The organism is Bacillus sp. 22475 (genome assembly GCF_052044835.1).
Lineage (GTDB): Bacteria > Bacillota > Bacilli > Bacillales > Bacillaceae_G > Bacillus_A > Bacillus_A cereus.
In genome coordinates this window covers 488,627-515,373 of sequence record NZ_JBQENW010000001.1, presented here as the reverse complement: position 1 = coordinate 515,373, position 26,747 = coordinate 488,627, and the positions used below count along the sequence as shown (strand labels likewise).

Here is a 26,747-nt window from a genome sequence, read left to right as displayed (position 1 = left end):
CTAATCTATTCTTAAAAATAGACGAAAGAAGGAATTTGTAATGGAAACAATTGTTCAAAAATTTGGTGGCACTTCTGTCGGAAGCGTCGAGCGCATTCAACATGTAGCAAATTTAATTATTGAAGAATATGAACGAGGTCATAGCGTTGTCTCTGTCGTTTCAGCAATGGGAAAAAGCACGGATGAACTTGTCGCACTCGCTAACGCTATTACAGAAAATCCAAGTAAACGTGAAATGGATATGCTTCTATCTACAGGAGAACAAGTAACTATTTCATTATTAACAATGGCACTGCAAGCAAAAGGCTATCATGCAATTTCATTAACAGGATGGCAAGCTGGTATTACGACAGAATCTGTACATAGTAGTGCACGGATTACTGACATTCATACAGATCGTATTCAATCTTATCTTGCTGAAGGCACGATTGTTATCGTAGCTGGTTTCCAAGGTATAAGTGTAGAAAATGAAATTACAACGCTTGGCCGTGGTGGTTCTGATACGACTGCTGTCGCACTAGCCGCTGCACTTAAAGCAAAAAAATGTGATATTTATACGGATGTGACAGGCGTATATACAACGGACCCACGAGTTGTAAAAGACGCTTACAAATTAGACAAAATTTCTTATGACGAAATGTTAGAGCTTGCTAATCTCGGTGCTGGCGTATTACACCCGCGCGCTGTTGAGTTTGCTAAAAATCATAACGTAGTTTTAGAAGTTCGCTCAAGTATGGAACAAGAAAACGGAACAATTGTAAAAGGAGAATGTAACATGGAACAACAATCAATCGTTAAAGGTATTGCATTTGAGGATAACATTACACGTGTCACAATTAAAGGACTAGAACAAGGCTCGCTTTCAACAGTTTTCTCTACATTAGCAGCAGCACACATTAATGTAGATATCATCATTCAAAGTATTACAAATGAAGGAACTGTACATCTCTCCTTCTCCATTCACTCGAATGATTTAAGAGAAACTTTAAAAGTTTTGGAACAAAATCAAGAAACTCTTCACTACGAATCTGTAGAACATGAAAATTACTTAGCAAAAGTATCCATCGTAGGATCTGGCATGGTATCTAACCCTGGTGTCGCTGCAAATATGTTTACTACTTTAAAAGAAGAAGATATTCATATTAAAATGGTAAGTACATCAGAAATTAAAGTGTCTGTCGTTATTGACCGCCTTCATTTAGTAACAGGGGTTGAGGCGCTGCATCAATCATTTATGGCGAAAATTGAGCCTTTCGTGCAAATGAGCTAATTTGATATGTTTAGTAACGCTTATAAAAAAATCATATTAATCTACTTCCTTCCTATTAAATAAAAAGCTATTCGTTAACAAGATGCTATATGACATATAAAAAAACACCTTGTCACATTTTCCTATACTATGACAAGGTGTTTTTGACTGAAAGGAATTTGTAACTACTTAGTAGTATAATTATGAGGATGATTAAATAATAAATTTTTATACATAAGGAGATAAGACTATGGCAAAAAACAAATTACTACGAATGGACAATGTCAGCATCGTTGTAGAATCCCTTGATGACGCAATCTCTTTCTTTGAGGAGATTGGCTTAAATCTCGAAGGTCGAGCCAATGTCGAAGGTGAATGGGCTGGTCGCGTAACTGGACTCGGTTCTCAGTGCGTAGAGATTGCTATGATGGTCACTCCAGATGGCCACAGCCGAATTGAACTTTCGCGATTTCTCACCCCTCCTACTATAGCAGATCACCGAAAAGCTCCTGTAAACGCCCTCGGTTATCTACGCGTCATGTTCACCGTTGAAGATATTGACGAAATGGTATCGAGACTCACTAAGCATGGTGCAGAGCTCGTTGGCGAAGTAGGTCAGTACGAGAACTCGTATCGTCTCTGCTACATTCGTGGAGTGGAAGGAATTTTAATCGGTTTAGCGGAAGAACTCGGTAATAAATAAGCAAGTGACGTTTTATAAAAAGGCACTATCATTGAATAAAACGTAGACTCTTAAGCTACTTTATTATTATATTTTTAACCCCGTCCTAACTTTAGAACGGGGTTATGCTTGTATTAGCTATTAAAGTTAAATACATTTATTATCATTTTACACATAGATTTCAAGATTCTATATAAACAACTTTTTAACACATTACTAATATCCATAAATCATTATAAAACAATTAAAAAATTCATTATACCCTTTCCTAGGAAATATAACTAACTCTTCTCACTTTTTATCACATATATCTTTTCGCTCTTTCCCTTGAAAAAACGATCTATATTCATTCAAAATAACTTTCTTAACATCAGAGTAAAAAACCATCATGAATAGCGCAACCCCTAATAAAACCACCTGTATTTTTTCATAATCAATGAACGCACTCATAATTAACAAACCAAATCCAATATAAAAACCAAACTCATTCTCTTTCTCAAAATCCTCATCTTCTTCATCAATATGTATTTTTTCTTTTAAATTTTGATTACCTTTTATTAATTCATCCAACGTAACATTATACATTTCGCTCAATAAAATCAAATTTTCAATATCCGGAAAGCTTTTATCATTTTCCCACTTATACACTGCTTGCCTCGTCACACCAATCTTTTTAGCAACATCCTCTTGCGAAAACCCCTTTGATTCTCGTAGTTTTTTTAGCTGTTCTCCTATGCTCATAACGTCCCCTCCTTTAACAAATTATTACATAAAAGGAGATATAAATGAAAGAAACCATTAGTAAAACTCACTGTAAACTATTCATTTACACAATAAAAAAAGAGAGAATAGCTCTATATTTGAGCTATTCTCTCACTTCTATTTAAAACAGATGAATGTTTTCTTTCTTGCAAGCTTCACGTAAATCGTCAGGCCATACAGAAGATTGAACTTCACCGATATGTGCTTTACGTAAGAAGTACATGCACATTCTTGATTGTCCAATGCCACCGCCGATTGTTAATGGTAGTACGTCTTCTAATATACCTTTATGGAAATTATACTCACGTTTGAAGTCTTCACCAGTTTTCGTTAACTGCTCATCAAGCGATTTACTATCAACACGAATTCCCATTGATGATAATTCAAATGAAGATTGTAGTACTGGGTGCCAAAATAAAATGTCCCCGTTTAATTTCCAATCGTCATAATCAGCTGCGCGTCCGTCATGCTTTTCACCTGAACGAAGTGCATCACCAATTCCAATAATAAAGACTGCACCGTGTTCTTTCGCAATTGCATGTTCACGATCTTTCGGTGTTAATTCTGGATATTTATCTTCTAGTTCTTGGGAAGTAATGAAAACAATCTCTTCTGGTAAATACTTTCCAAGGAACGGATATTTTTCAAATAAATGATCTTCTAAATCTTTGAATATTCCATAAATTGTTTGTACTGTTTTTTGTAAGTAATCGACAGTACGCCATTCTTTTTGAACGATTTTTTCCCAATCCCATTGGTCAACGTAAATGGAATGCGTTGCATCAAGTTCTTCATCACGACGGATCGCGTTCATGTTTGTATATAAACCTTCACCAGCTTCGTATCCGTATTCATGTAATGCAAACCGTTTCCATTTCGCTAGTGAATGAACAATTTCTAATTCTTCTCCTGAATGTAACATATCAAATTCAATTGGGCGTTCTACACCGTTTAGGTGATCGTTTAATCCTGATTTTTTCGTTACGAATAATGGTGCAGATACGCGGAATAGTTCAAGGCGTTTTGCTAATTGGTCCTCGAAAAATGTTTTAACTTCCTTAATTGCGATTTGAGTCTCTCTTACTGTCATTAATGATTGATACATGGTGGTTTCCTCCTAAAATGTTTGGATGTTGTGAAAAGAAGCCAACAAAAAAAGCCCTTCTTTCCCAAAAAACTGGGACGAAAGGCTTTGGTTCCGCGGTACCACCCAAATTAGCAACAGAGGTTGCTCACTTATACAATACGGAGATGAAATATCTCGATACTGTTCTTCTTGTAACGGCGAAGTTCCCGGCTAAGTCTACTTTCCTATAAAGGATTTCGGTTAGCAACTCCAGGAGGTTCTTCATAATAGGCTTCGTATCAGGCTCACACCACCCCTGACTCGCTTAAACTACGTCCTACTACTACTCGTCCTTTCATAGTCGTTTTGTTGTCACATCTCTGAAACATTTTATTAATGATTATTCTATACAAAAAATAAGGAAAGTCAACAAAAAGTTTTAAAATGTTTTTCAATTCTTTATTTTACGGCTTTATTGATTGTTGTTAATTTAACATCTTTACTTTTTCTGCCTCGTCAATCCAAAAAATGTTTCACTGACCGAAACTAACGTATACACAACAATTAATGTGATCGTTCGGAATATAGAATCCGCAGTATTTCTTATTATTTTCATTTTCTTTATAATTCCTTTCAGTTTACTTGCAAATTCATGTTATACTATAGCATTCAAGCAGTTTATTTTTACTTAAAGCAATCATAGTCATTTATAAAGAGTATTTTCTAAATCATTGACTATTATCAAATAAGATTTTTATATAACGGAGTGATCATATGAGTAAAACGAAAGCAAAACCGAAAAAAGGTGTAGGACAAGGTACAGGAAGTAAAGGATGGAACCGCTGGCAATCAAGTGCAAAGAAAAAGGCAGCTGCCAAACCATACAAAAGTAAAGGTACAAAGAAGTAATTTAAATAACATTTGATTTCTTTACTTTGTACAAAACAAAATATAATTATTACATCAAAAAAGCTATGCCCTCATAAATTCGAAGGCATAGCTTTTTTATATTAAATCATTAAAATATCTCGAATTTCTTCCTCTGTGATTGAGGACAATTTCTCTTCTCCCGGCTCAATCACTTCAGCGATTAAATTTTTCTTACTTTCTTGCAGTTCATGCATTTTCTCCTCAATTGTTCCCTGGGCTACTAGCTTTATAACTTGCACTGTATTTTTTTGTCCCATTCGATACGCTCTATCGGCCGCTTGTTGTTCAACAGCTGGATTCCACCATAAATCGTATAATATTACTGTATCTGCACCAGTTAAATTAAGTCCGGTACCACCAGCTTTTAAAGAAATGAGAAATAGATCTCCTTCTCCTTCGTTAAACCGCTCGCACAGCTCTACACGTTCCTGCGCTGGTGTACTCCCGTCTAAATAAAAGTATGGAATTGCTTGTCGATTTAACTCACGACCAATAATGGAAAGCATCTTCGTAAATTGAGAAAAAATTAATATTCTCTTTCCTGTACTTCTACATTCCTCTAAAATCTCTAACAGTTGTTCAAATTTAGCTGAACTTCCTTTGTAATCATCAACAAATAAAGCGGGATGACAACAAATTTGTCGCAATCTCGTTAAACCAGCTAAAATTCTAATTTTATTTTTACGTAACGTGTCTTTGTCTAAATGCTTTAACGTTTCTTCCCTTAACTTCGCTAAATAAGCAGCATAGAGACTCTTTTGATCGGGTAATAACTCCGATGATTGTAAGTGCTCTATTTTCTCTGGCAACTCATTTAATACGTCCCCTTTTAATCGTCTTAATACGAATGGTTTCACTCGCTTCGCTATATCTTCACGCCTTAAATCACCGAACTCTTTTCTTCCTGGTAATAATTCGGGGAAGACGACATGGAAGATAGACCATAGCTCTTCTAATGAATTTTCTACAGGTGTACCCGTTAGTCCGAAACGGTATTCAGCTTGAATTGTTTTCACAGCTCTTGCCGTTTGCGTTGTAGGGTTTTTAAACGCCTGCGCTTCATCAAGGAATAGTGTATGAAATGGTCTTGCATACAATCTTATATCTCTTCTCAGTAATGGATATGATGTAATTACGACATCAAATTCCGTTATATCTTTCAAAATTTTCCGGCGCTCTGCTTGGTTTCCATCTGCAATAACTGCTCTAATATGCGGGGCGAATTTTTTCAATTCACTAAACCAATTATAAACAAGAGATGATGGTGAAACGACTAATATTGGCAGTTTCTTTTCTCGAATCTCAGTCAAAACAGAATCTATAAAAGCAATGCTTTGCAACGTTTTTCCAAGTCCCATATCATCTGCTAAAATACCGCCAAAACGGTAATGAGCAAGTGTTTTCATCCATTCGAACCCATATACTTGATACTTTCTCATTTCTGCATTTAAAGTATTTGGCACAGCAAACTTTAATTTTTTCGGGTTTTGAATGTTTTCTACTAACTCTTGAACTGAATCATCCAAACTTAAAACATTGCCTTCATGAAGTCCGTTCATCCATTTTACACTCCGAATAAGCGGAACATTTACCTCTTCTCCATGTAAAAATTCTTTCCGAATACCTGATTCTTTTATAAACTGATTAATTTCATTAAACTCTTTACTCTCTAGCGACAAAAACGAACCGTTCGCCAATCGATAATATTTACGTTTTTCTTCAAGGGCCGCTAATACACCTTTAATTTCTGCTTCTGGTATTCCTTTTATATCAAAACGAAATGACAACCAATCAATTCTTTCTTTTCTTCTCACTCTAATAAGAGGAACTGCATCCCCTTTACTAATTCGCAATTTGATTGCTGTCGTCGCATAAATATCAACTAAACCTTTTAATGTTGGCACGACGTGATATAAAAAGTTATACTCAGCTTCTTCATTATGCATAAAGTAACCGCCTTCTGTTTTTGCAAAGGCACTTTCACTCATAATGTCTAAAATCTCTTTTTCTTTTTTCTCATCACGATTAAAAACAGACGGCTGTCCATCCTCTTCTAGCGGATTAATCATGACGTTCCCATAGTGAAATTCAAGACCTGCTAATAAGCGATTTTTCACGCGGTCTAAATACAATTTCGCTTTTAGCGAAGGTGTTTCAACACGATCCGATATTACTTCATCAATGTGTACCGTTCCGAGCTTCATTAATCCTGGTACAACTTTCGCGACGAAATGTTCCATCTTACTTTCTGGAATATAAAACTGATTACTATTTGAGCGACTCATCATCTTTTGTAATTCAATAAGTCGCATACAATCTTCAATGTGTAAGTGATATAATTTCCCGTCATAAAGTGCATTGTTATACATATCCATAACTTGTACACGATTTAGACCATCTATATGAAGTGTAAATCCGCCATTATTTCCCTTCGTAAATTCAAAGTGTAACGGCAACAAACCTTTTGAAACTTGTAATCCCTGAAACAGTTGTTTATTTTGTTTCAGCTGTACATATTCAACTTTAGAAAGTGAAGAGAACATATCTTTCCATGAAGCTGGTGGTATAAATATCATACTTTCATCTTGTTTCGCATGTACTTCTAGCGCATCCTCATACATTTTTTCGTTATGATACATTTTAATGAGCTGCTGAATAATTGCATCCGTTTCTTGTTTAAAACTATGTACATCTGGTGTATATGTAAATTCATTTGAACAATGAAAAGACTCTCTTTTCTCCACCTTAGAAAGAAATTCTCTAATATGATTTATGAAATACATCTTGGCAAGTTTCAATTGAATTCCAAGAAGAGCACCACCACTTCTCGTAGCTACTGGTGTACATATAAACTCAACATCTAATATTTCACGTGTATCAAAACGGTGTTGTTTACTTTTTGGCCTCAGTGGTTTGTCTGCAAACAGCTGAAACATACCACTTGTCACTTGATCATTTCTGTTACTAGTGGAGCTCATTCCACCTGTTTGTTGATTATAGTTTATTTGTATTAATACTGCTGCAACATGTTGACAGTACGTTTGAAAAGACACTAATGAAGGACAACTACATTTTGCAACAACATCACCCTTTTTAGCTTTTTCTACTGTAACATGGAAATCCTCGTTCCCTTTTACTGTCGCCTCGCAAATTTCTTTATTTTCATCATAATGATTTATTATCACTTTATTTGATTTATAATAGGCTTCACCTCTTTTATATGAGGTCTCTCCGCACACTTCTTTAATAATCGATTTATTCAATGTGAAACTCATCGCTTTGACACTTCCTTAATATAAAACCATTTTCTCTTACTTAACATTTTACATGCTCCACGAGAAAATATAAAATGTTGATTTAACAAAAAAAGATGCTTATTTATAAGCATCTTCTTCACTCTATCTCCATCAACCTCTTCGCCTCAAAATACAACACTTGAATAAACTTCTTCGTATTAATTCGCGTATGACCAGAAGATGCGAGTTCATCTTTCGTCATTTCTGTCATCCGTTTTCTGACTACGGTGAAATCGAAAAATTTTGGAGCATAGCTTTCAAATTTTGGATTTGAAAAGTCTGTTAGTCCTAAAGAAGCCAAATGATTTAACGACTGATAAATAGCTCGACGTACTCTTTGTTCAGACGCTTTTTTCTCTTTATCAATATCCGCACCTAAAGCTAGATCCCCTAATTTCCTTATCGTAATATGATGAAAAATTTCTTTTAACGCAGGAAAGCCAAACTCAAATGTCTGTGCCTTTTCTTGACCATATAAATATTCCAGCATACTAAGTAAATCTTTACTTCCATTCTCTCCCGCAATACCGAGTTCTGATAGTAAAAAGCGTCCTAAATCCCCTATCTTTTTTCCTTCTTGCACTGGTTCAGTACGCAATTGCGGTTTTTCCCACTGAAACACGTTATTCAATGATTTTTGAATATCATGTATAGAACGCTCTAATCTAATACGCTCCATCACTTTGCGTACAACAGATACAACTTCGATTTTATTTAATGGTTTTGTAATATAATATTCTACACCAAGTGTATATGCCTCACCTATAAGCTGCTTCGATTCCACTTGAGAAATCATAATGATTTTCCCCGTGAAAGTTGACGCAATGTGACGAACTGTTTCAATTCCGTCCCTCATCGGCATCAACAAATCAATAAATAAAATATCTACTTTTTTAAAATTTAGTTGATCCGCTTCAATAAAAGCTCCGTCATCCGCCTCACCAATTACTTCTCCAAGATCTCCATCTTCAATAATTTGCGAAAGCATCGAACGGAAAACTTCATCATCGTCTACGATATAATAAAACAAATCTATTCCCCTTCCCGCTTTAAACTACCCTCTGGTAAACAAACGATAAACTTACATCCTCTTTTATTTTCTCGGCCTTCTAATCTCACTTCTCCGCCTAGCTCTGTTACCATTTCATTTATGTAAGAAAGCCCAATACCAGTTGACGGTGTTCCCGTTTGATCATACTTGGAAGTAAATCCTGGCTTAAATACTAATTTCTTATACTTTTGTGCAATACCAGGTCCATCGTCAATTACTTCAAAAAATATATGTTGATCTCTTTTATATAGCTTAATAATAACGACACCTTTATCTTCAATTGCTTCAACTGCATTTGCAGCGAGGTTATTAAAAATTGATAGAACTGTATACACGTGGTATGCAGCATGCTCACCTTCTATATGTTTAGAAAAACGTATATCCTTTTCTAGCATTTCAGCATACTTCTCGTTTATTCTAACAATCATTTCTGCTAACTCATGTCCTTCTACATATTCAGCCACATTTTTATCTAATAACAGTTTAGATAATCCTGCAAATATCCTTTGATTATCCTTTTTTATTTCATGCACTTCCCCCGCTATTTTCAATGCTGTTTTACTACTTGAATCAGCGCTTACTTGTAAATTTCGATATAGTTGATATGCTTCTTGTGTAATTAACTCCGCATTTTGTAACGTCTTTTTCAAATGAACAGATTCCACATATAAATTAGAAAGATGCATTAACATATTTTCATTTTCTTTTCGAACTTGCGATTCTTTTAATTTCGTTTCATATAAATTCATCATATTTAAAAAACCAAGTGCAAAGAAACTACGAAAAATAGCAATAATGATGAGTTTATTTACTTCAGAAATCGTTATTGTTGTACCTAGTACTAACATGTGATAAAACGCAAGTTCTGACATACTTGCAACAATTTCAATTGAAATTCCAAGGCATCCAATAATGATTGGTTTCTGATGGAACTTATTTACCCTACAAAGAGAAAAAAAACTGCCATAAATAAAATAATAGAAGAACACAGGATAACGCAAATAAAATGATTCTGTCATATGAAATGAACCTTGCATGATCCAGTCAAGACATACTCGGAATAAGACTACAGATATACCAACAAGAATACCTGCAACTCCTGCTGGTACTCTTCTTAAAAATAATAATAAAAAGAAGAATAGCGGTGTACCGAAGCTAACTCGAAACGTATCATTAAAGGGATGAAAGTTCAGCTCCCCAGCAATCGGAACAACGACCATTAATATAATTAAAAGGGACATATCTTTCTTCCATAATTGATTCCAATTCAAAGGTGACACTTCCTATACTTTTTTCAGTAGTAAAAGTGAAAGCCCGCTTATTGTTATAAACGGGCTTTTTTTCTATATTCTAACCTTTTCTACCGCTTTTATTTGGCGATACTCTGGCTTCCACATTGCTTCTTGCACTGCCATCTTGATATCGTTATCACTTAAGTTCACTCTTGCAACACCTTCTGCAACTGCAACTTTCGCTACTTCAATTGCAACCATTTCTGAGATATTACGTAATTCTTCGACCTCTGGTAAAATAGGTGCTCCTGGCTGACTTGTATCTACCATACTTGCAACTGCTTCAGCAGCCGCTGCGAACATTCCATCCGTCATGACGCTTGCTCGTACTACAATTGTTCCAAGACCAAGCCCTGGGAAAATAAGTGCATTATTTGATTGTCCAATCACATACGTTACACCGTTATATGTAACTGGTTCAAATGGACTTCCTGTTGCAACTAACGCTCTTCCTTCTGTCCACTCGATTAAATCTGCTGGTTTTGCTTCAGCAAGCGGTGTTGGATTCGACATTGGTAAAATGATTGGTCTTTCTACGTGAGAAGCCATTTCTTTAATAATCTCTTCTTTAAATGCACCTGCAACAGTAGATGTACCAATTAAAATTGTCGGTTTTACATGTTTCACAACTTCTGCAAGTCCGATCACATCATTTTGCTTCCACTCACTTACTTCTGCTTCTTTTCTTGCGTACGGAATTTGGAAATCAAGAAGATCTCCCATATTATCTGTAACTAACCCGTTACGATCAATACACCAGAAACGCTTATATGATTCTTCTTCAGATACACCTACGCGGACCATCGCATCTCTAACTTGATCTGCGATACCGATTCCAGCCGTACCAGCACCAAATACAACAACGCGGTGTTCACTTAATGGTACACCAGAAGCTTTCACTGCCGATAATACTGCCGCAAGTGAAACTGCACCTGTACCTTGAATATCATCATTAAACGTACAAACGTCATGACGGTATTTATCTAAAATTTTTCGTGCGTTACGAGAGCTAAAGTCTTCCCAATGTAAAAGTGCTTTCGGGAATTGTTTATTTACCGCTTGTACAAACGTATCAATAAATTCATCGTAAGCTTCACCTGTTATACGAGGGTGACGATTTCCAATATAAAATGGATTGTTTAATAGTTCCTCACGGTTTGTACCTACATCTAAAATTACCGGTAATACGCGGCTAGGATCGATTCCAACTGCGGCCGTATAAACAGCTAATTTTCCGATTGCAATGTTAATACCACCAACGCCCCAGTCACCAATTCCTAATATGCCTTCTCCATCTGTTACAACGACTAAATCAATGTTCTCAGCTGTTGCACCAATATTGGTGAATGCTTCTTCAATACCTGATGGATCGTTAATCGATAAATAAACACCACGTGGTTTACGATATTCATGACTATATCTTTGAATTGCTACACCGACAGTTGGTGTATATACAATCGGTAACATTTCACGTAAATGATCTGTTAATATACGATAAAATAATACTTCATTTCGATCATGTAACGCAGTTAAGTATACATTCTTTAATAAATCATCCGGCTGAGAACTAAATTGTTCGTATGCTCGGCGTGCCTGTTCTTCTAACGTTAAAACCGCTGGCGGTAATAACCCTTTTAAACCTAACTCTTCTCTTTCGTTTTGTGTGAAAGCTACCCCTTTATTTAAAAGTGGTGTTGATAATACTTCTGCTCCTCTTAATGTTGTTTCTAATGCACCATTAGAAGCTACTGTAAACTTGCTCATAACATCCCTACCTCTATTCATATATAGCATTTCTATATTGTAAACAAAAAAGAGGGGCTTGTCCCCCCTCTTCTTTTAATTTTTCTTTAAAAGAGTTGCTCCTGCAATCCCTGGATGTGTCATTTCGAATGGATCTAGAATTAACTCTAAGTCTTCTTGTGACAGTACACCATTTTTCACACAAAGTTCTCGAACGGATTGCCCTGTCGCGATTGCTTCTTTCGCAACGCGAGCTGCAGCTTCATAACCGATATGAGGGTTCACGGCTGTAATAATTCCTACACTTTTCTCAACATACTCTTTTAAGCGATCTTCATTCGCTTCAATTCCTTTTAAGCAATTATCTGTAAAGGCACGGAAACCGTTATTCATAATGCTAATTGATTGCAGTAAGTTGAAAACAAGTACTGGTTCCATAACGTTTAATTCTAATTGTCCTGCTTCTGAAGCAAGGCAAATTGTATGGTCATTACCAATTACTTGGAACGCAATTTGATTAATAACTTCTGGCATAACAGGGTTTACTTTCCCTGGCATAATAGAAGAACCTGGTTGACGAGCTGGTAACATAATTTCCGCTAAACCAACACGTGGACCTGATGCCATTAAGCGAAGGTCATTCGCAATTTTAGACATATTCATCATACATACTTTAAGTGCTGCAGATACTTCAGTATAAGCATCCGTATTTTGCGTCGCATCTACTAAATCTTCTGCACCAACAAGCGGTAATTCACTGATTGCAGCTAAATGTTTTACAACTGCTTCAATGTATTCTGGATCTGCATTTAAGCCTGTACCAACTGCAGTTGCCCCCATATTTACTTCATATAAATGTTGACGCGATTGTTGAATTCGTTTCATATCACGTTCAAGTACGCGAGAGTATGCTTTAAACTCTTGTCCAAGACGGATTGGCACCGCATCTTGTAAATGTGTACGACCCATTTTAATAACATGGTCAAACTGTTCTGCTTTTAATTCAAATACATCATGCATATAACCCATCGTTTGTAATAAGCCTTCTAATGCATTTAACGTTGCGATATGAATCGCCGTTGGGAATGCATCATTTGTTGATTGCGCCATATTTACATGACTATTTGGACTAATATAGTGATAGTCTCCCTTTTCCATTCCTAATAATTCAAGAGCACGATTGGCAATCACTTCATTTGCATTCATGTTCATTGAAGTACCTGCTCCGCCCTGAATTGGATCTACGATGAAATGATCGTGCCATTTTCCATCAAGAATTTCTTGAGCAGCTTCTGCGATCGCGCCACCCTTGTTCAATTCCAATCTTCCTACATCTGTATTAGCAAGCGCTGCTGCTTTTTTTACAATTGCGAACGCTCTAATTAAGCCTTCATGGATTTTGTATCCTGTAATTGGGAAGTTTTCAACTGCACGCATTGTTTGTACGCCGTAGTATGCATAGTTTGGTACTTCTTTTTCACCTAAAAAATCTTTTTCAATTCGAACACCATTTTTAACTTCAGTTAATGTTGCCATGATTATTCACTCCTTAACGATTTCTTATGCTGCTTTTGTTTCTTTGACTGTTTCTACATATTGTTTTGCTTTCTCATTATCGAATTCGCCTTCCCACTTCGACATAACAATGGCCGCTAATGCATTTCCTAATACATTGACAGATGAGCGAATCATATCTAAAATGCGGTCAATTCCCGCAATTAACGCGATACCTTCTAGTGGTAGCCCCATCGAACCTAACGTTGCTAATACAACAACGAACGATGCACCTGGAACTCCCGCCATACCTTTGGATGTTAACATGAGAACGAATAATAACGTTATTTGCTCCGTTAGTGACATGTGCACACCGTACATTTGTGCAACAAACAATGCCGCTAACGCTTGATAAATAGCCGATCCAGTCAAGTTAAATGTATAACCTGTCGGAATTACGAAAGAGGCAACTGCCTTTGGACAACCGAACTCTTCCATTTTTCTCATTATATTAGGTAAAACAGCTTCTGAACTTGCTGTCGTAAACGAAAGAATCAATTCTTCTTTTAAAATTTTCATTAATGTAAAAATGTTTACTCCAACCATTCGTGCATTAATACCTAATACAATCACAACGAATAGTATAACAGTTACGTATACAGCTAGCACTAGTTTTCCTAGCGGAAGTAATGTCGCTACACCAAATTTTGCAACCGTAACGGCAATTAATGCGAATACACCAAATGGTGCAAATTTCATAACTTGATTTGTAACCCAAAACATGGCTTCGAGTACGCCTTCAAAAAAGTTAAAAACAGGCTTTCCTTTTTCTCCAATTGCCGCAACTCCTAAGCCGAATAATACTGAGAAGAATATAATCGGTAATAGGTCACCTTGTGCAATCGATTCAAATACGTTTTTCGGTACAATGTGAACAATTGTCTCAGCAAAACCTTTCTTCTCTGTTGCATCTGCAGTTTGTTTATAAGAAGAAATATCACTTTGCTGTAAATTACTCATATCAACACCAGTACCTGGTTGGAATATATTCGCTGCAAGTAATCCCATTAAAATAGCAATCGTCGTAATAATTTCGAAATAAAGAATTGTCTTACCGCCCAGTTTCCCAAGCTTTTTCATATCTCCTACACCAGCTACTGCAACAATTAATGCTGAAATAACAATTGGTACTACAATCATCTTAATTAAGTGAATAAATATATCCCCAATTGGTGTGATATAAGAAATCGCCGTTTTATTGCCATAAAAGACTGCCCCTACTACAATCCCTAAAACAAGCGCGACAAAAATTTGTGTTGCCAATCCGAATTTTTTCATTTATGTTCATCCCCTTCATGCGAACGCTTTCAATTTGAATTTATAAAAGCTACTCACACATCTTATAAGCGAACCTACAAAATCATACAAAAACCTACAAGTTCGTCACAAAAAATTCAAATATTTTTCTTCTTTTTTTCATTGACACCATTTTGTTAAAAAACGATAAAATAAACTTGATAAGTAATCAGATTGTTTAGTATAATCAAAAAGATATACACTTAAAACAAATCAAAATGAAAAGGAGTGGATGTTATGAAAAACTATACAAAGCAATTCGTTCTATCTTCTTCTTTTCTTTTTCATTTTCTTAAAAAGGAACAAAGGCATTCGCCTTTGTTCCTTTTTTATTGCGATCTATATAGGGGGAATTGTTATGAGACCATATAAACGCGTCTTAATTAAATTAAGCGGCGGTGCACTTGCCGATCAAACTGGAAATAGCTTTAACTCCAAACGATTAGAACATATCGCAAACGAAATTTTATCCATTGTTGATTTAGGTATCGAAGTATCCATCGTCATCGGTGGCGGTAACATTTTTAGGGGGCATCTAGCTGAAGAATGGGGAATCGATCGCGTAGAAGCTGATAATATCGGTACACTAGGTACAATCATTAACAGCTTAATGCTTCGCGGTGTTTTAACAAGTAAAACAAATAGAGAAGTACGCGTTATGACTTCCATTCCATTTAATGCAGTAGCTGAACCATACATTCGCTTGCGTGCAGTCCACCATTTAGATAACGGTTATATCGTTATCTTTGGAGGCGGAAACGGCCAACCGTTCGTGACAACAGATTATCCAAGTGTACAAAGAGCCATCGAGATGAATAGTGATGCCATATTAGTCGCAAAACAAGGGGTCGATGGCGTCTTTACAAGTGATCCAAAGCATAATAAATCAGCAAAAATGTACAGCAAACTAAACTATAATGATGTCGTTAGACAAAATATACAAGTCATGGATCAAGCGGCATTACTGCTTGCCCGGGACTACAATTTACCAGCACACGTCTTTAACTTTGATGAGCCTGGTGTCATGAAGAAAATATGTTTAGGCGAACATGTGGGGACGTTGATCAATGATGATGTTACGATGCTGGTGCATGAAAAATAATAATTTCCCACCAAAAAGGGTGCCTTTTGTAGGCACCCTTTCCTAATTCATCATCACAAATAAAAGTCAACCAATCCCGCCACTTTCTCCTTACAACGCTCCCAAAAAGATAACTTCTCAAAAAACTCTTTCTTCATTTCTTTCGAATCATGAAAATCCTCTGTTAACACCTTATTAACTTGTCCTACAATAGGACCACCATAAATATAAAAATTCATTTCATCATTTATATAGAAGCTACGGGCAGTAAAGTTTGTTGTACCTATAACAGTTAACTCATTATCAATCAGCATTAATTTGCCATGGAACATTCCTTTTTTATACCCATATACAGTAATCCCATTATTAACAGCTTGACGTATATACGGATACGCCGCTTCTTTTATAAGAGGTAGATCTGGTTTATATGACCAAAGTATTTTTACTGTAACACCACGTTTTTGCGCTTCAATTAAAGCATTCATTAATTTTTTATTTTTCGCTATAAAATAAGGTGTTGTAATGACGATTGAATGCTTCGCTTGCTTTATTAACTGTATATATGTTTCAGCGACGTAATGCCCATTGTAACTAGTCATAGTATGTAATGTATTCCCTTTACTAGCTTTATTCGTACTCCTCTTTATCTCTTCTTTCGTATCTCGTTTCCAATCTAAAGCGAATTGCTGTTCTAAATCTTTTGCTCCTTCTCCTTTAAGCCGCACATGATAATCACGCCAATATCCAAATCGCTTATCTTTCCCTAAGTACTCATCTCCTATATTAAATCCGCCTGTATAGCCAATTTCTCCATCAATCGTCGTAATACGGCGATGATTACGATGGTGAAGTGAATAAAATCCGAATGGTAATGTAGGTTTTCTACTATATGTAAAATGTACACCACTTTCCCGCAATTCATTTATCACCTTTCTTTCAAATGATAAATCATTAATGCGATCAACTGATAAATAGACGTTTACCCCTTCTTTTGCCTTCTCTTTTAATAAGTTTAAAAAAGTATGGCTACTTTTATCATCCGACAAAATGAAAAAATAAGTGTAGATGGAGCTTTTCGCTTTTTTAACATCTTCAAATAGCTGCTCATATAATGATTTTCCTTCTACATATAATTGAAAGTCACTATAATGAGGCGCATACTCTGTCGGCATGTTTTTCCCAGCTTCCATTTTTCTTCCGAGTGTAACGTCAATATGCATCCAAATTAAAATAAAAACGAAAATAGCAACAACAATAGAAGTAACTCGCAATATTTTTTTAATCATTTTGATTTCCTTCCGATCAAATTACTTTCTACTCCGTAGTGTTTCATTTAATTATGTTTTCATACGACATGTATTTCTCATTTTTGTTGATGCTAAACGATTAAAGGAGAGAGAAATATGAGAAGAGGAAAAACTCCTATTGTTTTTATCCCAGGTCTTTTCGGTTCAATGAGCACTATTATTATTCCCGGCACTGGTAATTGGAGTTTTGGACTATCTGCATTTGTTTACGAACCATTCATCATGATGCTAGAAAGTATGGGGTACGAACGAAATAAAGACTTGTTCATCTGTTTTTATGACTGGCGGCAACGTATTGTTTTTTCTACACAAAAATATTTATTACAAACGATTGCTTATGCTAAAAAGATTACAGGTTGCGATAAACTAAATCTAATTTGTCATAGTATGGGCGGTCTTCTTGGACGTTCTTACGTTCAAAGTGCAACATATAAAAATGATGTGAATCAACTTATAATACTCTGCACACCAAACGCTGGATCTCCACCAAATTATAGTTATTGGACTGGAGGTAGTCTCCCTATCCATGCCTCTTCTAAAATAAATATCGTTCATTTTTATATGGAACAATATATTTGTTACTTAAGCATCTTACATAAAATGAATAAAGTTGAGGCGATACACATTTACTTTCCAGGATTACAAGATGTTATTCCTTGTAAAGATTACGGAAATTATTTATTTATAAGATCTGGCTCTTCTATTACATTTCTTCCTTATAGTAAGATGAAAACGAAAAACCCTTTCCTCGATACATTAAATGAGAATAGATTTATTATACAAAAAAGAAATATTGAAACGACACTCATTGCCGGAGATGGAGAGGAAACAATTCAATATTTACAAGTCGTCCCTTCACATTCCAAACTGAAATGGACAGACGGCAAAGTCGTCGGTGATTTACTTACAAAACATGGTGACGGTAACGCTGTTCTACATAGCGTTTTTCTTCTAGAGGGAAATAAATATGTTGTGCATGCTTCACATAACGAAGTGCTCTACAAAAGCATTCCTATACTACAAAAGATACTCTAAATTCCAAAAAAAGGTATGGCATTAAGCCACACCTTTTCACATTAAACAAAATTTCTCGCATCATTATTTCTTCCAAACTTATAAATAGCAATTAAGAAGAATGCAATTGCGAAAGCGAATAAAATTAAAATGTTTAAATATAACTCCGAGAATGGTATTCCTTGTTGTAGTTTCGATACTGTGTCTAACAACCAGCGCTGCGGAAGAAAATTAGCTACTTTTTGTACTGCACTTGGCATAATGTCATATGGGAAATAACAACCCGCTAGTAAGCATGTTGGTACAATGACCATGTTTTGCATCGCATTTGCCGATGCTGAGTTTTTCGAAAAAGCTACAAGGACTAATGATATTCCAATTGCGATTAATGCAAATAGCATTAGTACGCCCATCATCACTATAAAAGGCATATTGATATTCGTATGAAAAACATTCGTTAGGAATAGGATTGTAATCAAAATTTGTACTGTTAGTATTATCATATTTACCCCGACATTAGATAATATGAACTTCTTCCCATCTATCGGCGTTGATAATAGTCTAAAGTACGTTCTATTCTCTTTTTCTTTTAAAATATGACCTGATAAGTTCGCTGCTGAAAACAGCATAAACATAATAAGGTAACCCATCGTTTGATTTGTCATATCTTTATTTTTCGAAGTATCTTCTAGCGTCTCAGTTTTCATTTTAAATGAACTTTTTTGATACCCTGCGTACATATTGTCGAATGTACTTTGATCTGTTCCTGCTACTTTACTAATAGCTGCTATATTATCAATATAATTATATAAATATGATTTTATAAATCCTGTTACTTGATCACCTTTAATCGATGAAATTTCAATATGCTCTGGTTTCCCTTCTCGAACACTTTTTGAAAAACCAGAATCTAACGTAATAACTCCATCAAGTTTTTTGGAAGTGAGTTTATCTTCTACTTCAGACTCCTCAACCTTACTCACATTCACATGATTTAATCCTTCTAAAAACTTTATCGTATCATTTGCTATCGGCTCATTTTCTTTATTTACAATCCCGATATTTAACGTTCCTTGCCCTGCATTTCCGTATATCGAGAAGGAAATGAGCGTCCCTATTATCGGCAAGCTAATTATAATGAGTAAACTTTTTTTATTTTTCAAAAGCACAGATAACGTTTTTTGTATGAGCCATAAAATATCCTTCATACTATAGCCCCTCCCGTCTACGTAATGCAATAATTGCAATTAATAAAAAGAGTGCTGAAATTCCAATATTTAAAGAAATGACTGGTAGTGCTGCCCCTACATCATTTGCATAAATAATTTTCATAACAGCTGTATTTGCCCAAGTTAATGGCGATAAGTTCGTAACGAAATTTTCTTCTACTACGAAATATGCACCTCCAAAAATAGAAGCTAATTGCACAACAACCATAATAATTGCCCTAGACGCTTCAGCTGTTTTCGTAATATATCCGATTCCTAAACCGAAGCTAATTGCTAGAAAGACTTGTGTTAATAAAATAAGAAATATGATTCCAAGATGGTCGCCCCAATTCGCTTGAAAAACAAATTTACTAAATAACATGACGAGTAATATGCACAGGGCATTCGCTACTATGCTACCAAGTACTTTTCCAATGAATATTTCAGCTTTACTTATAGGTGCAGCAATGAGACGATCTCCTGTTTTACGTATTCGTTCTCCTCGAATTAAAGAACTCGCTCCCATCGCAGCATATAGTGCAATCATCGTTGTCATTACAACCGCATAGTAATCCATAGAACCTGGTTTTTTCGCAGCTTGTAAAGATGTTTCTTTTATATAATCATTATGATTTCCGTTTGAAATAACCGTACTAACCTTAGTAGGATCTACTTTTGCAACTTCGACCGCTACATTGTACTTATCAACAAATGTTGTAAGCATTCCTTCCACAATACTTCCCTCAATACTACTTTTGTCACTTCCATAAAATTTTGCACCATCTTTATTTAACTCTACATAAGCGGCATATTTATTTTGCTTCACTTCTTCTTTCCCATCTATACTGCCGGAAGCTTTTTTAAAATGAATACCTGATTTATCCACTTCTTTCGTAAATGCTTCAAATGATTGAGAAAACGTGCTACTCGCTTCATCTTTATATAGCACTTGTATATCTTTAATCGAATGACTATCACTATTAAATGCGTTGGTTAACGCTGTTCCTAACACAAGCATAAGCACAATCGGAAATGCTAACATAAAAACTAAAGTTCTTACGTCTCTGAAATCTCTTTTAATATGCATAATTGCAATATTGAAGATGTTCAATTAATGAACCTCCCTTTACCTTTTCTTCATTTACTTTTTATTTATCTCGTAAGTTTCTTCCCGTCAATGTAAGGAATACTGTTTCTAAGTTGGGAGCCTGCTCCTCTAATGAACGAATTTCAATATCATGATTGATACAGTGTTGAATGATTTTATTTAAATTATTTAATCCCGCATCAGAATTCACTTTAATTACGTTTTCTTCAATTTGAACTGCTTTCACACCGTTGATCTCTTTTAACTTTTCTACATCTAAATTTTCTACTGACTTCACTTCAATCCAAATATCTTTCGTATCAGTAATAATCGCTTTTAACTGTTCTTTCGTTCCTTCTGCAATTACTTTACCGTGATCTACTATTGCTATTTTCGTACAAATCTCTTCTACCTCTTCCATGTAGTGACTCGTATAAATAATTGTACTTCCCATTTCATTCAATTTACGTACTGACTGCAAAATGTAGTTTCTTGACTGCGGATCAATTCCAACTGTCGGCTCATCCATAATAATTAACTTCGGTCTATGAGCAATTGCACAAGCGATATTCAGTCTTCGCTTCATCCCACCAGAAAAGTACTTCGGATAGCTTTTCTGTTTATCACTAAGTCCTACAAATTGAAGAGCTTCCTCTACCCTAGCTTTTAATTCGGCTCCTCGTAATCCGTACAATCCAGCAAAGAATTTCACATTTTCATAGGCAGTTAACTCTTCATAAATCGCAATATCTTGCGGAACAATGCCGATGTTCATTTTCGCAAATCGATTATGTTTCTTTATATTTTTTCCTAGTATGCTAATTTCACCTTCATTACTTCTTAACAAACCAGCAATCATATTTATCGTTGTACTCTTACCAGCACCATTTGATCCTAAAAAGCCAAATATTTCTCCTTCTTTAATAGATAAAGACATATTATCAACTGCGATGAAATCACCAAATTTTTTCGTTAAATTTTTAATTTCTAATGTATTCATCATTTTCACCCCTATTTCGGTTTCTCTGCTTTTAGTATAAACAAAAAGAATGAACCTGCTCAGTGCAGAAGTTCATTCTTTTCACATGAGAATATTCACTTTTTTCATATGAGATGGTTCATCCTCGTACCATTCTCTTTATATTGGCAATAACATCGTTACTGAAAAACCACTTGTCCCATCTACAATAATTTTTCCGTTTACAGACGCCGTTCGCTCCTCCATCCCCATAATACCGAGACCTTTTTTAACAAGAGCTACCCCTTTTCCGTTATCCTTCACTTGTACCTTTACCATCTTGTTAAGTACATGAATATCTATAGAAATGACTGTCGCATCAGCATATTTCATTGCATTTGTTAGTGCTTCTGTAACATTCTCACCGATAATTTTCCACTGAATGGGAGAAATCATATCTAAATTCCCTTTGTACACGAAAGGAATATTCACATCATTCTTACCGGCAAATTCCTCTATGAATAATTTCATACGATGAATGCCAATTTGCTCAGTTGGTGGCTTCATATTTTTTAATGTAATGCGAATACTTTCAATTCCATCTTTTGAAATGTGAATTGCATTTTGTAATAACTCCGCAGATTTTTCTTTATCTATTTCCATTAACCTTTTTGCTGCTTCCATTTGAATTAATGCACCCGTCATCGAGTGGCCAATTTTATCATGAATTTCTTGTGATAACCGATTTCTTTCTTCTAACTTAAACGTGTATTCTGATTGTCTTATGTACTCTTTATTTTCATGTAAGCTTTTCGTAAGTCGTTGCATATCTTTTCGCATCTTATCATTTTGCGATTCAAGCTTTACTACACGTGATATATATCGATCTGCCATAGTTAAAACGAGAAAAGTAAATGCAACAATTAATCCATAAGTCATTCGAATACTTTCATCTGCAATCGTAATTGGGAGCATCATAATGACAAAGCGTAGCCAATTCTTTTCTATGTAATAGAATGTAATTTCGTATAAATTCAAAGGTAAAAACAAAATAAAAAATGGATGAACCCTCCATGTAAATAACATAACTACACCAATTGACATACAGATTAATATTTTTTTATACGTATCTTTTTTAAATATAGAAATCATTACGTTTACAGAGAGGTAAATAAGTAAAGTAAATATAACCCACGATAAATTTGCTACATTTGCGTAAATATAACTAAACACAATATATAAAAAGACAATTAATTTACTTACAGTTAACCAAAATTCCATATCATTAATCTACTTTCCCTGTTAAGTAATAAATCGCAATTTGTGTGCGATGTTCAAGTCCAGTTTTCCCTAAAACTGATGTAATATAATTTGCGATTGTTCCTTCAGATATAAAAAGCTGCTTCGAAATTTCTTTATTTGAGAAACCTTTTGCAATTAATGCGATAATACTAAGCTCCCTTTCTGTGAAAAGGCTCTTATCAATTTTACATTCTTCCTCTTTACTTTCCATTAAATTAGACTTAATTTTATCGAGGACAACATCTTGCATAACAGTTTGACCGTTATATACTCCTTTTATCGCATCACGAATCCGCTCCGGATCGTTATTTTTTAATAAATAACCTTTCGCTCCGTTTTTTACTGCATCCAAAATATATTCATCATCATCAAACGTCGTTAAAATAAGCGGTTTTGTTTTCGTCTCTTCACAAATGAATTTCGTCGCCTCTACCCCGTTCATATTTGGCATGCGAACATCTAATAGAGCGATATCAACATCGTTCTTTTTGCAATACTCCACTGCTTCTTTTCCATCATTTACTGTATCTACAACTTCAAACTCTTCATATGTATTTAAAATAATTTTCATGCCTTCTCTAATAAAAGAGTTATCATCTGCTATTAATATTTTAATTTTCATGTTTGTTAGTATGGACCATCCCCTACTAACATTCACATCCTTTCTTCCCGTAACATTTCCTACTTGCTCATTATATACTTCTCTTTACCATTTTTTCACACCTTTTTTCATCTAGCTCTCCTGAAAAAAATATATTATTCTTTTTTTATAAAATGTGTAGGGTGACTTATCATTCTTTACGTCTATATAATAGAATGCGTCAAAAAGGAGGGAGAGACCGATTGAGGAAAAACAATTAATTGAAAAAGCACAGCAAGGAAGCGAGCATGCTTTTCGTATCCTTGTACAAACATATCGTCATTATATTTTTCAAGTTATCTTTTCTATTTTAAGACATGAAGAAGATGCTAAAGATGTTACACAAGAAGTATTCGTAAAAATTCATACCTCTCTCCCAAATTATCAATTTCGCGGATTAAAAACGTGGATGGCACGTATTGCCACCAATCACGCTATTGATTATAAGAGAAAGAAAGCTAGAGAACACGAAGAACTCTCCTTATGTAAAGAAACAGAGGAAAATATAAAATCCTCTCATAACATTGAAGCTTTACTATTGACGAAAGAGCAAAAATTACTTATTGCTCAAAAACTGAGAGAACTTCCGGAAAATTACCGTGACGTTGTTCTCGCGCATTACTTAGAGGAAAAAAGCTATCAAGAAATTGCTTTCCAAGAAAACATCGAAGTGAAAACAGTAGAAATGAAACTGTATCGGGCAAGAAAATGGATAAAAAAACATTGGAAGGAGGAAGAGTTTCTATGATGCATTATTCAAAAGAAGATTGGCGCAATTATACATTAGATTTTATAGAAAACAATGAACGTGAATCTATGGAAGAACACCTTTATGAATGTGATCATTGTTTAGCAGTTTATATGGAAAGTATTGATGAACAACATGAAAACCTTCCAATGATAAATGATGATTCATTTACGAACGAAGTTATGACGCAAATTAATTTTGAAACGCTACAACCTAATGAAAATATAAAAACAAACTCACTAAAACGCACAATTATTCACTACATAATTGCGACTGCAGCTACAATTATTTTTATGGTAAGTGGTTTATTCCAATATATTTTTACAGCGACATCAAATTTCGAGAAATCTTCAAAACATAACGAGTCTTCTATCTCACAACAAATTGTAAACAAATCGGTAGATACATCAAAAAAGGACGGAGGTTTAAAGCATGAATAAAAACCCCTTTTTAGCACTTGTATTAGGGCTAATTCCTGGGCTTGGACATTTATACTTAAAAAAGCTAGGACGGTTTATTCTATATAGCGGAGGATCTTTATTTCTATTCTCCTTTGCAGTATTTTGTACCATAGTAGTAAGAGGACGTGATATTGCTTTTCTTTCTCTATTTTTACTAGCTGTTCTATGGGTAATTAACTTACTAGATTTAGTTATCACCATTATAAAACAAACGAAAAAACAAGAAGCTGGAGAATTGATAAATTCCTCTAAAGAGAGCGAACGATTTTATATCATTCTCCTATCCATCATCCCTGGACTTGGCCATTTCCAATTAGGACTTATGCAACGCGGTCTTACGTTTTTAGTCGCTTGCGCTGGCTTAGGCAGCATGATTATATTTGTAACATTATTAACATCTCAAGGAAGTTTCCTTATCTTTCTTATTACGTTACCTGTTTTATGGATTTATAATTTCTTTGACGTTGTTCAGCAACTACAGAAAAAAGAACGCGACGAGCAATTAATTGACCGTACTATTTTCGAAGATTTTGAAGAACATCGAGAGCAAGGAAAGAAAAGTAAAACATTTGCTTCTATTTTAGCAATGTTCCCTGGAGCAGGTCATATGTATTTAGGCTTACAACGCCGTGGTCTTCAGCTTATGGCAGCCTTTTTACTATCTATTTATTTACTCGATTTATTACGACTTTCTGCATTTTTATTTTTAGTACCAATCATTTGGTTCTATAGCTTTTTTGATGCGTTACAGCAAACAGCAAAATACGGAAAAGAACGAGTTCAAGACGAACCCATTATCGATTATTTTATAAATCATCAAAGATGGATCGGTATCGGATTAATTACACTCGGTGGTTATTATTTATTAAATCAAACAGTCCTTCCTATTTTGAATGATTATTTTGTAACTATATTTAATATTCATCTTAGTGAACTATATTATCGCTATTTCCAAACATCTATCGTTGCGCTCCTTTTAATTGGCGGCGGCTTTAAATTGTTACTTGGAAATAAAGAAAACAAAGGTGGGACAAACGAATGAGGACTTGGCGTGTTGGAACATTCTCAATGGGGCTTTCTATTATATCGTTAGGATGCTTTTTACTATTTTCAGTCGTAAAAGGAATTCAAGTATTAGATACACTAACTGCATGGTGGCCAGTTTTACTTATCATACTTGGAGCCGAAGTTTTACTATACCTTCTATTTTCTAAGAAGGAACAATCATTTATTAAATATGATATTTTTAGTATTTTCTTTATCGGCGTTTTAGGAAGCGTCGGAATTGCTTTTTACTGTTTATTATCAACTGGATTACTAGAAGAAGTTCGTCACTCTATTAACACAACGAGGCAAACGAGTAATATTCCAGACGGACAATTTGATATACCTGAATCTATCAAAAAAATCGTAGTAGATGCAGGACATCAGCCTCTAACGATAGAGGGAAATAATACAAATCAAATTCATCTTTTGGGAACTTATGAAATGACGACGAAAGCAACTGAAAAACTCAATTTAAAACGAGATGATTTCCTTTCAGTTCAAACGGCTGGAGAAACGATGTACATCACTTTAAAATCATTACCTGTTCAGCATACGTTATTTAATTCAGCACCACAGGTGAAACCAACGCTTGTTCTTCCGCAAAATAAAAATGTGGAAATCCGTGCTTCAAATAACGAACTATCTCTTTATCCAGGTCAATTACAAAATAATTGGTTTGTACAAGAAAGCTCAAGAGTGTCTGTCCATCTTGCAAAAGAGAGTGATGTATCTTTAACAGCAGTAACGAATCAAAAAGAAACACACGCAAGCACACCTTGGGAACAAGTAGAAGATTTAACGAAAAAAGAAAATACTTCTTCAGAAGGGCATCCAGAATTAAACAACCAAGAACATTGGTATAAAAATTCGATTAAAACTGGAAATGGCACGTACAAGTTAAATATTGAGAAAGCTTATAATTTAAATATGAGCGTTATTGAAAAATAAGAAAAACCTTCCGCAATTGCGGAAG

At 35.0% G+C, this 26,747-nt stretch carries 23 protein-coding genes and 1 other annotated feature; of the genes, 9 read left to right on the top strand and 14 right to left on the bottom strand.

Annotated features, from left to right (window positions below):
* Nucleotides 1-40: 40 nt before the first annotated feature.
* Both ACTJJY_RS02845 and ACTJJY_RS02840 read left to right on the top strand, forming a co-directional pair.
* Nucleotides 41-1,270, top strand: a complete 1,230-nt coding sequence (locus ACTJJY_RS02845) for an aspartate kinase (RefSeq protein ID WP_440604951.1) — start codon at nt 41-43, stop codon at nt 1,268-1,270.
* Nucleotides 1,271-1,499: 229 nt separating this feature from the next.
* Entirely contained in the window at nt 1,500-1,952 is a 453-nt protein-coding gene (locus tag ACTJJY_RS02840) for a VOC family protein (protein ID WP_440604950.1), read from the top strand.
* A gap of 270 nt (nt 1,953-2,222) precedes the next feature.
* Here ACTJJY_RS02840 and ACTJJY_RS02835 read toward each other — a convergent pair whose 3' ends face one another.
* Nucleotides 2,223-2,672, bottom strand: a complete 450-nt coding sequence (locus ACTJJY_RS02835) for a helix-turn-helix domain-containing protein (RefSeq protein WP_440604949.1) — start codon at nt 2,670-2,672, stop codon at nt 2,223-2,225.
* A gap of 142 nt (nt 2,673-2,814) precedes the next feature.
* The gene (asnA, locus tag ACTJJY_RS02830; RefSeq protein ID WP_440604948.1) at nt 2,815-3,798 is read right to left on the bottom strand and encodes an aspartate--ammonia ligase; all 984 of its coding nucleotides are present in this window, start codon (nt 3,796-3,798) and stop codon (nt 2,815-2,817) included.
* 70 nt (nt 3,799-3,868) lie between these two features.
* Nucleotides 3,869-4,127 (bottom strand) — a binding site (T-box leader).
* A 406-nt stretch (nt 4,128-4,533) separates the two neighbouring features.
* Between asnA and ACTJJY_RS02825 the strand changes: the two genes are divergently transcribed.
* A complete protein-coding gene (locus ACTJJY_RS02825; protein WP_000047588.1) occupies nt 4,534-4,668 on the top strand; it encodes a DUF3934 domain-containing protein in 135 nt (44 codons plus the stop codon).
* 101 nt (nt 4,669-4,769) lie between these two features.
* Here the strand turns inward: ACTJJY_RS02825 and ACTJJY_RS02820 are convergent, their stop codons facing one another.
* The 6 genes from ACTJJY_RS02820 to ACTJJY_RS02795 all read right to left on the bottom strand — a co-directional run bounded on the left by ACTJJY_RS02820 (nt 4,770) and on the right by ACTJJY_RS02795 (nt 14,903).
* Nucleotides 4,770-7,964 carry an SNF2 helicase associated domain-containing protein gene (locus ACTJJY_RS02820; RefSeq protein ID WP_440604947.1) on the bottom strand — a complete coding sequence of 1,065 codons (3,195 nt, stop codon included), beginning with the start codon at nt 7,962-7,964 and terminating at the stop codon, nt 4,770-4,772.
* 118 nt (nt 7,965-8,082) lie between these two features.
* Nucleotides 8,083-9,015, bottom strand: coding sequence for a response regulator (locus tag ACTJJY_RS02815; RefSeq protein ID WP_006918521.1), 933 nt, complete (start codon nt 9,013-9,015; stop codon nt 8,083-8,085).
* 2 nt (nt 9,016-9,017) lie between these two features.
* Nucleotides 9,018-10,316, bottom strand: a complete 1,299-nt coding sequence (locus ACTJJY_RS02810; protein WP_002195356.1) for a sensor histidine kinase — start codon at nt 10,314-10,316, stop codon at nt 9,018-9,020.
* A 63-nt stretch (nt 10,317-10,379) separates the two neighbouring features.
* On the bottom strand, nt 10,380-12,092 hold the full coding sequence (gene malS / locus ACTJJY_RS02805) for an oxaloacetate-decarboxylating malate dehydrogenase (RefSeq protein WP_440604946.1): 1,713 nt from the start codon (nt 12,090-12,092) through the stop codon (nt 10,380-10,382).
* A 75-nt stretch (nt 12,093-12,167) separates the two neighbouring features.
* Complete coding sequence (gene aspA / locus ACTJJY_RS02800; RefSeq protein WP_000224194.1) at nt 12,168-13,607, bottom strand: aspartate ammonia-lyase; 1,440 nt, start codon at nt 13,605-13,607, stop codon at nt 12,168-12,170.
* Nucleotides 13,608-13,631: 24 nt separating this feature from the next.
* Nucleotides 13,632-14,903, bottom strand: a complete 1,272-nt coding sequence (locus ACTJJY_RS02795; RefSeq protein ID WP_000713293.1) for a cation:dicarboxylate symporter family transporter — start codon at nt 14,901-14,903, stop codon at nt 13,632-13,634.
* Nucleotides 14,904-15,279: 376 nt separating this feature from the next.
* On the opposite strand from ACTJJY_RS02795, the gene pyrH reads away from it, so the two are divergent.
* Nucleotides 15,280-16,023, top strand: coding sequence for a UMP kinase (gene pyrH / locus ACTJJY_RS02790; RefSeq protein ID WP_001248059.1), 744 nt, complete (start codon nt 15,280-15,282; stop codon nt 16,021-16,023).
* A 53-nt stretch (nt 16,024-16,076) separates the two neighbouring features.
* On the opposite strand, the gene cls is transcribed toward pyrH, so the two are convergent.
* Nucleotides 16,077-17,288 carry a cardiolipin synthase gene (gene cls / locus ACTJJY_RS02785; RefSeq protein ID WP_440604945.1) on the bottom strand — a complete coding sequence of 404 codons (1,212 nt, stop codon included), beginning with the start codon at nt 17,286-17,288 and terminating at the stop codon, nt 16,077-16,079.
* Between the two features lie 117 nt (nt 17,289-17,405).
* Here cls and ACTJJY_RS02780 point away from each other — a divergent pair, with 117 nt between their 5' ends.
* Entirely contained in the window at nt 17,406-18,344 is a 939-nt protein-coding gene (locus ACTJJY_RS02780) for an esterase/lipase family protein (RefSeq protein ID WP_440604944.1), read from the top strand.
* A gap of 41 nt (nt 18,345-18,385) precedes the next feature.
* Here ACTJJY_RS02780 and ACTJJY_RS02775 read toward each other — a convergent pair whose 3' ends face one another.
* The 5 genes from ACTJJY_RS02775 to ACTJJY_RS02755 form a co-directional block, all read right to left on the bottom strand.
* Nucleotides 18,386-19,531, bottom strand: coding sequence for an ABC transporter permease (locus ACTJJY_RS02775; RefSeq protein ID WP_440604943.1), 1,146 nt, complete (start codon nt 19,529-19,531; stop codon nt 18,386-18,388).
* A 1-nt stretch (nt 19,532) separates the two neighbouring features.
* Nucleotides 19,533-20,642, bottom strand: coding sequence for an ABC transporter permease (locus tag ACTJJY_RS02770; protein WP_440604942.1), 1,110 nt, complete (start codon nt 20,640-20,642; stop codon nt 19,533-19,535).
* Between the two features lie 37 nt (nt 20,643-20,679).
* The gene (locus tag ACTJJY_RS02765) at nt 20,680-21,618 is read right to left on the bottom strand and encodes an ATP-binding cassette domain-containing protein (protein WP_440604941.1); all 939 of its coding nucleotides are present in this window, start codon (nt 21,616-21,618) and stop codon (nt 20,680-20,682) included.
* A 138-nt stretch (nt 21,619-21,756) separates the two neighbouring features.
* Nucleotides 21,757-22,857 carry a sensor histidine kinase gene (locus ACTJJY_RS02760; RefSeq protein ID WP_440604940.1) on the bottom strand — a complete coding sequence of 367 codons (1,101 nt, stop codon included), beginning with the start codon at nt 22,855-22,857 and terminating at the stop codon, nt 21,757-21,759.
* 4 nt (nt 22,858-22,861) lie between these two features.
* Nucleotides 22,862-23,500 carry a response regulator transcription factor gene (locus ACTJJY_RS02755; protein WP_000694106.1) on the bottom strand — a complete coding sequence of 213 codons (639 nt, stop codon included), beginning with the start codon at nt 23,498-23,500 and terminating at the stop codon, nt 22,862-22,864.
* Between the two features lie 220 nt (nt 23,501-23,720).
* Between ACTJJY_RS02755 and ACTJJY_RS02750 the strand changes: the two genes are divergently transcribed.
* The 4 genes from ACTJJY_RS02750 to exsE are packed head-to-tail and all read left to right on the top strand — an operon-like array spanning nt 23,721 to nt 26,722.
* Nucleotides 23,721-24,266 carry an RNA polymerase sigma factor gene (locus tag ACTJJY_RS02750; protein ID WP_306236426.1) on the top strand — a complete coding sequence of 182 codons (546 nt, stop codon included), beginning with the start codon at nt 23,721-23,723 and terminating at the stop codon, nt 24,264-24,266.
* On the top strand, nt 24,263-24,706 hold the full coding sequence (locus ACTJJY_RS02745) for a hypothetical protein (RefSeq protein ID WP_440604939.1): 444 nt from the start codon (nt 24,263-24,265) through the stop codon (nt 24,704-24,706). Before ACTJJY_RS02750 ends, ACTJJY_RS02745 begins: the two co-directional genes overlap by 4 nt.
* The gene (locus ACTJJY_RS02740; protein ID WP_440604938.1) at nt 24,699-25,769 is read left to right on the top strand and encodes a hypothetical protein; all 1,071 of its coding nucleotides are present in this window, start codon (nt 24,699-24,701) and stop codon (nt 25,767-25,769) included. The genes ACTJJY_RS02745 and ACTJJY_RS02740 overlap by 8 nt, the downstream gene beginning before the upstream one ends.
* Complete coding sequence (gene exsE, locus ACTJJY_RS02735; RefSeq protein ID WP_440604937.1) at nt 25,766-26,722, top strand: exosporium protein ExsE; 957 nt, start codon at nt 25,766-25,768, stop codon at nt 26,720-26,722. The genes ACTJJY_RS02740 and exsE overlap by 4 nt, the downstream gene beginning before the upstream one ends.
* The last annotated feature ends 25 nt before the right edge of the window (nt 26,723-26,747 follow it).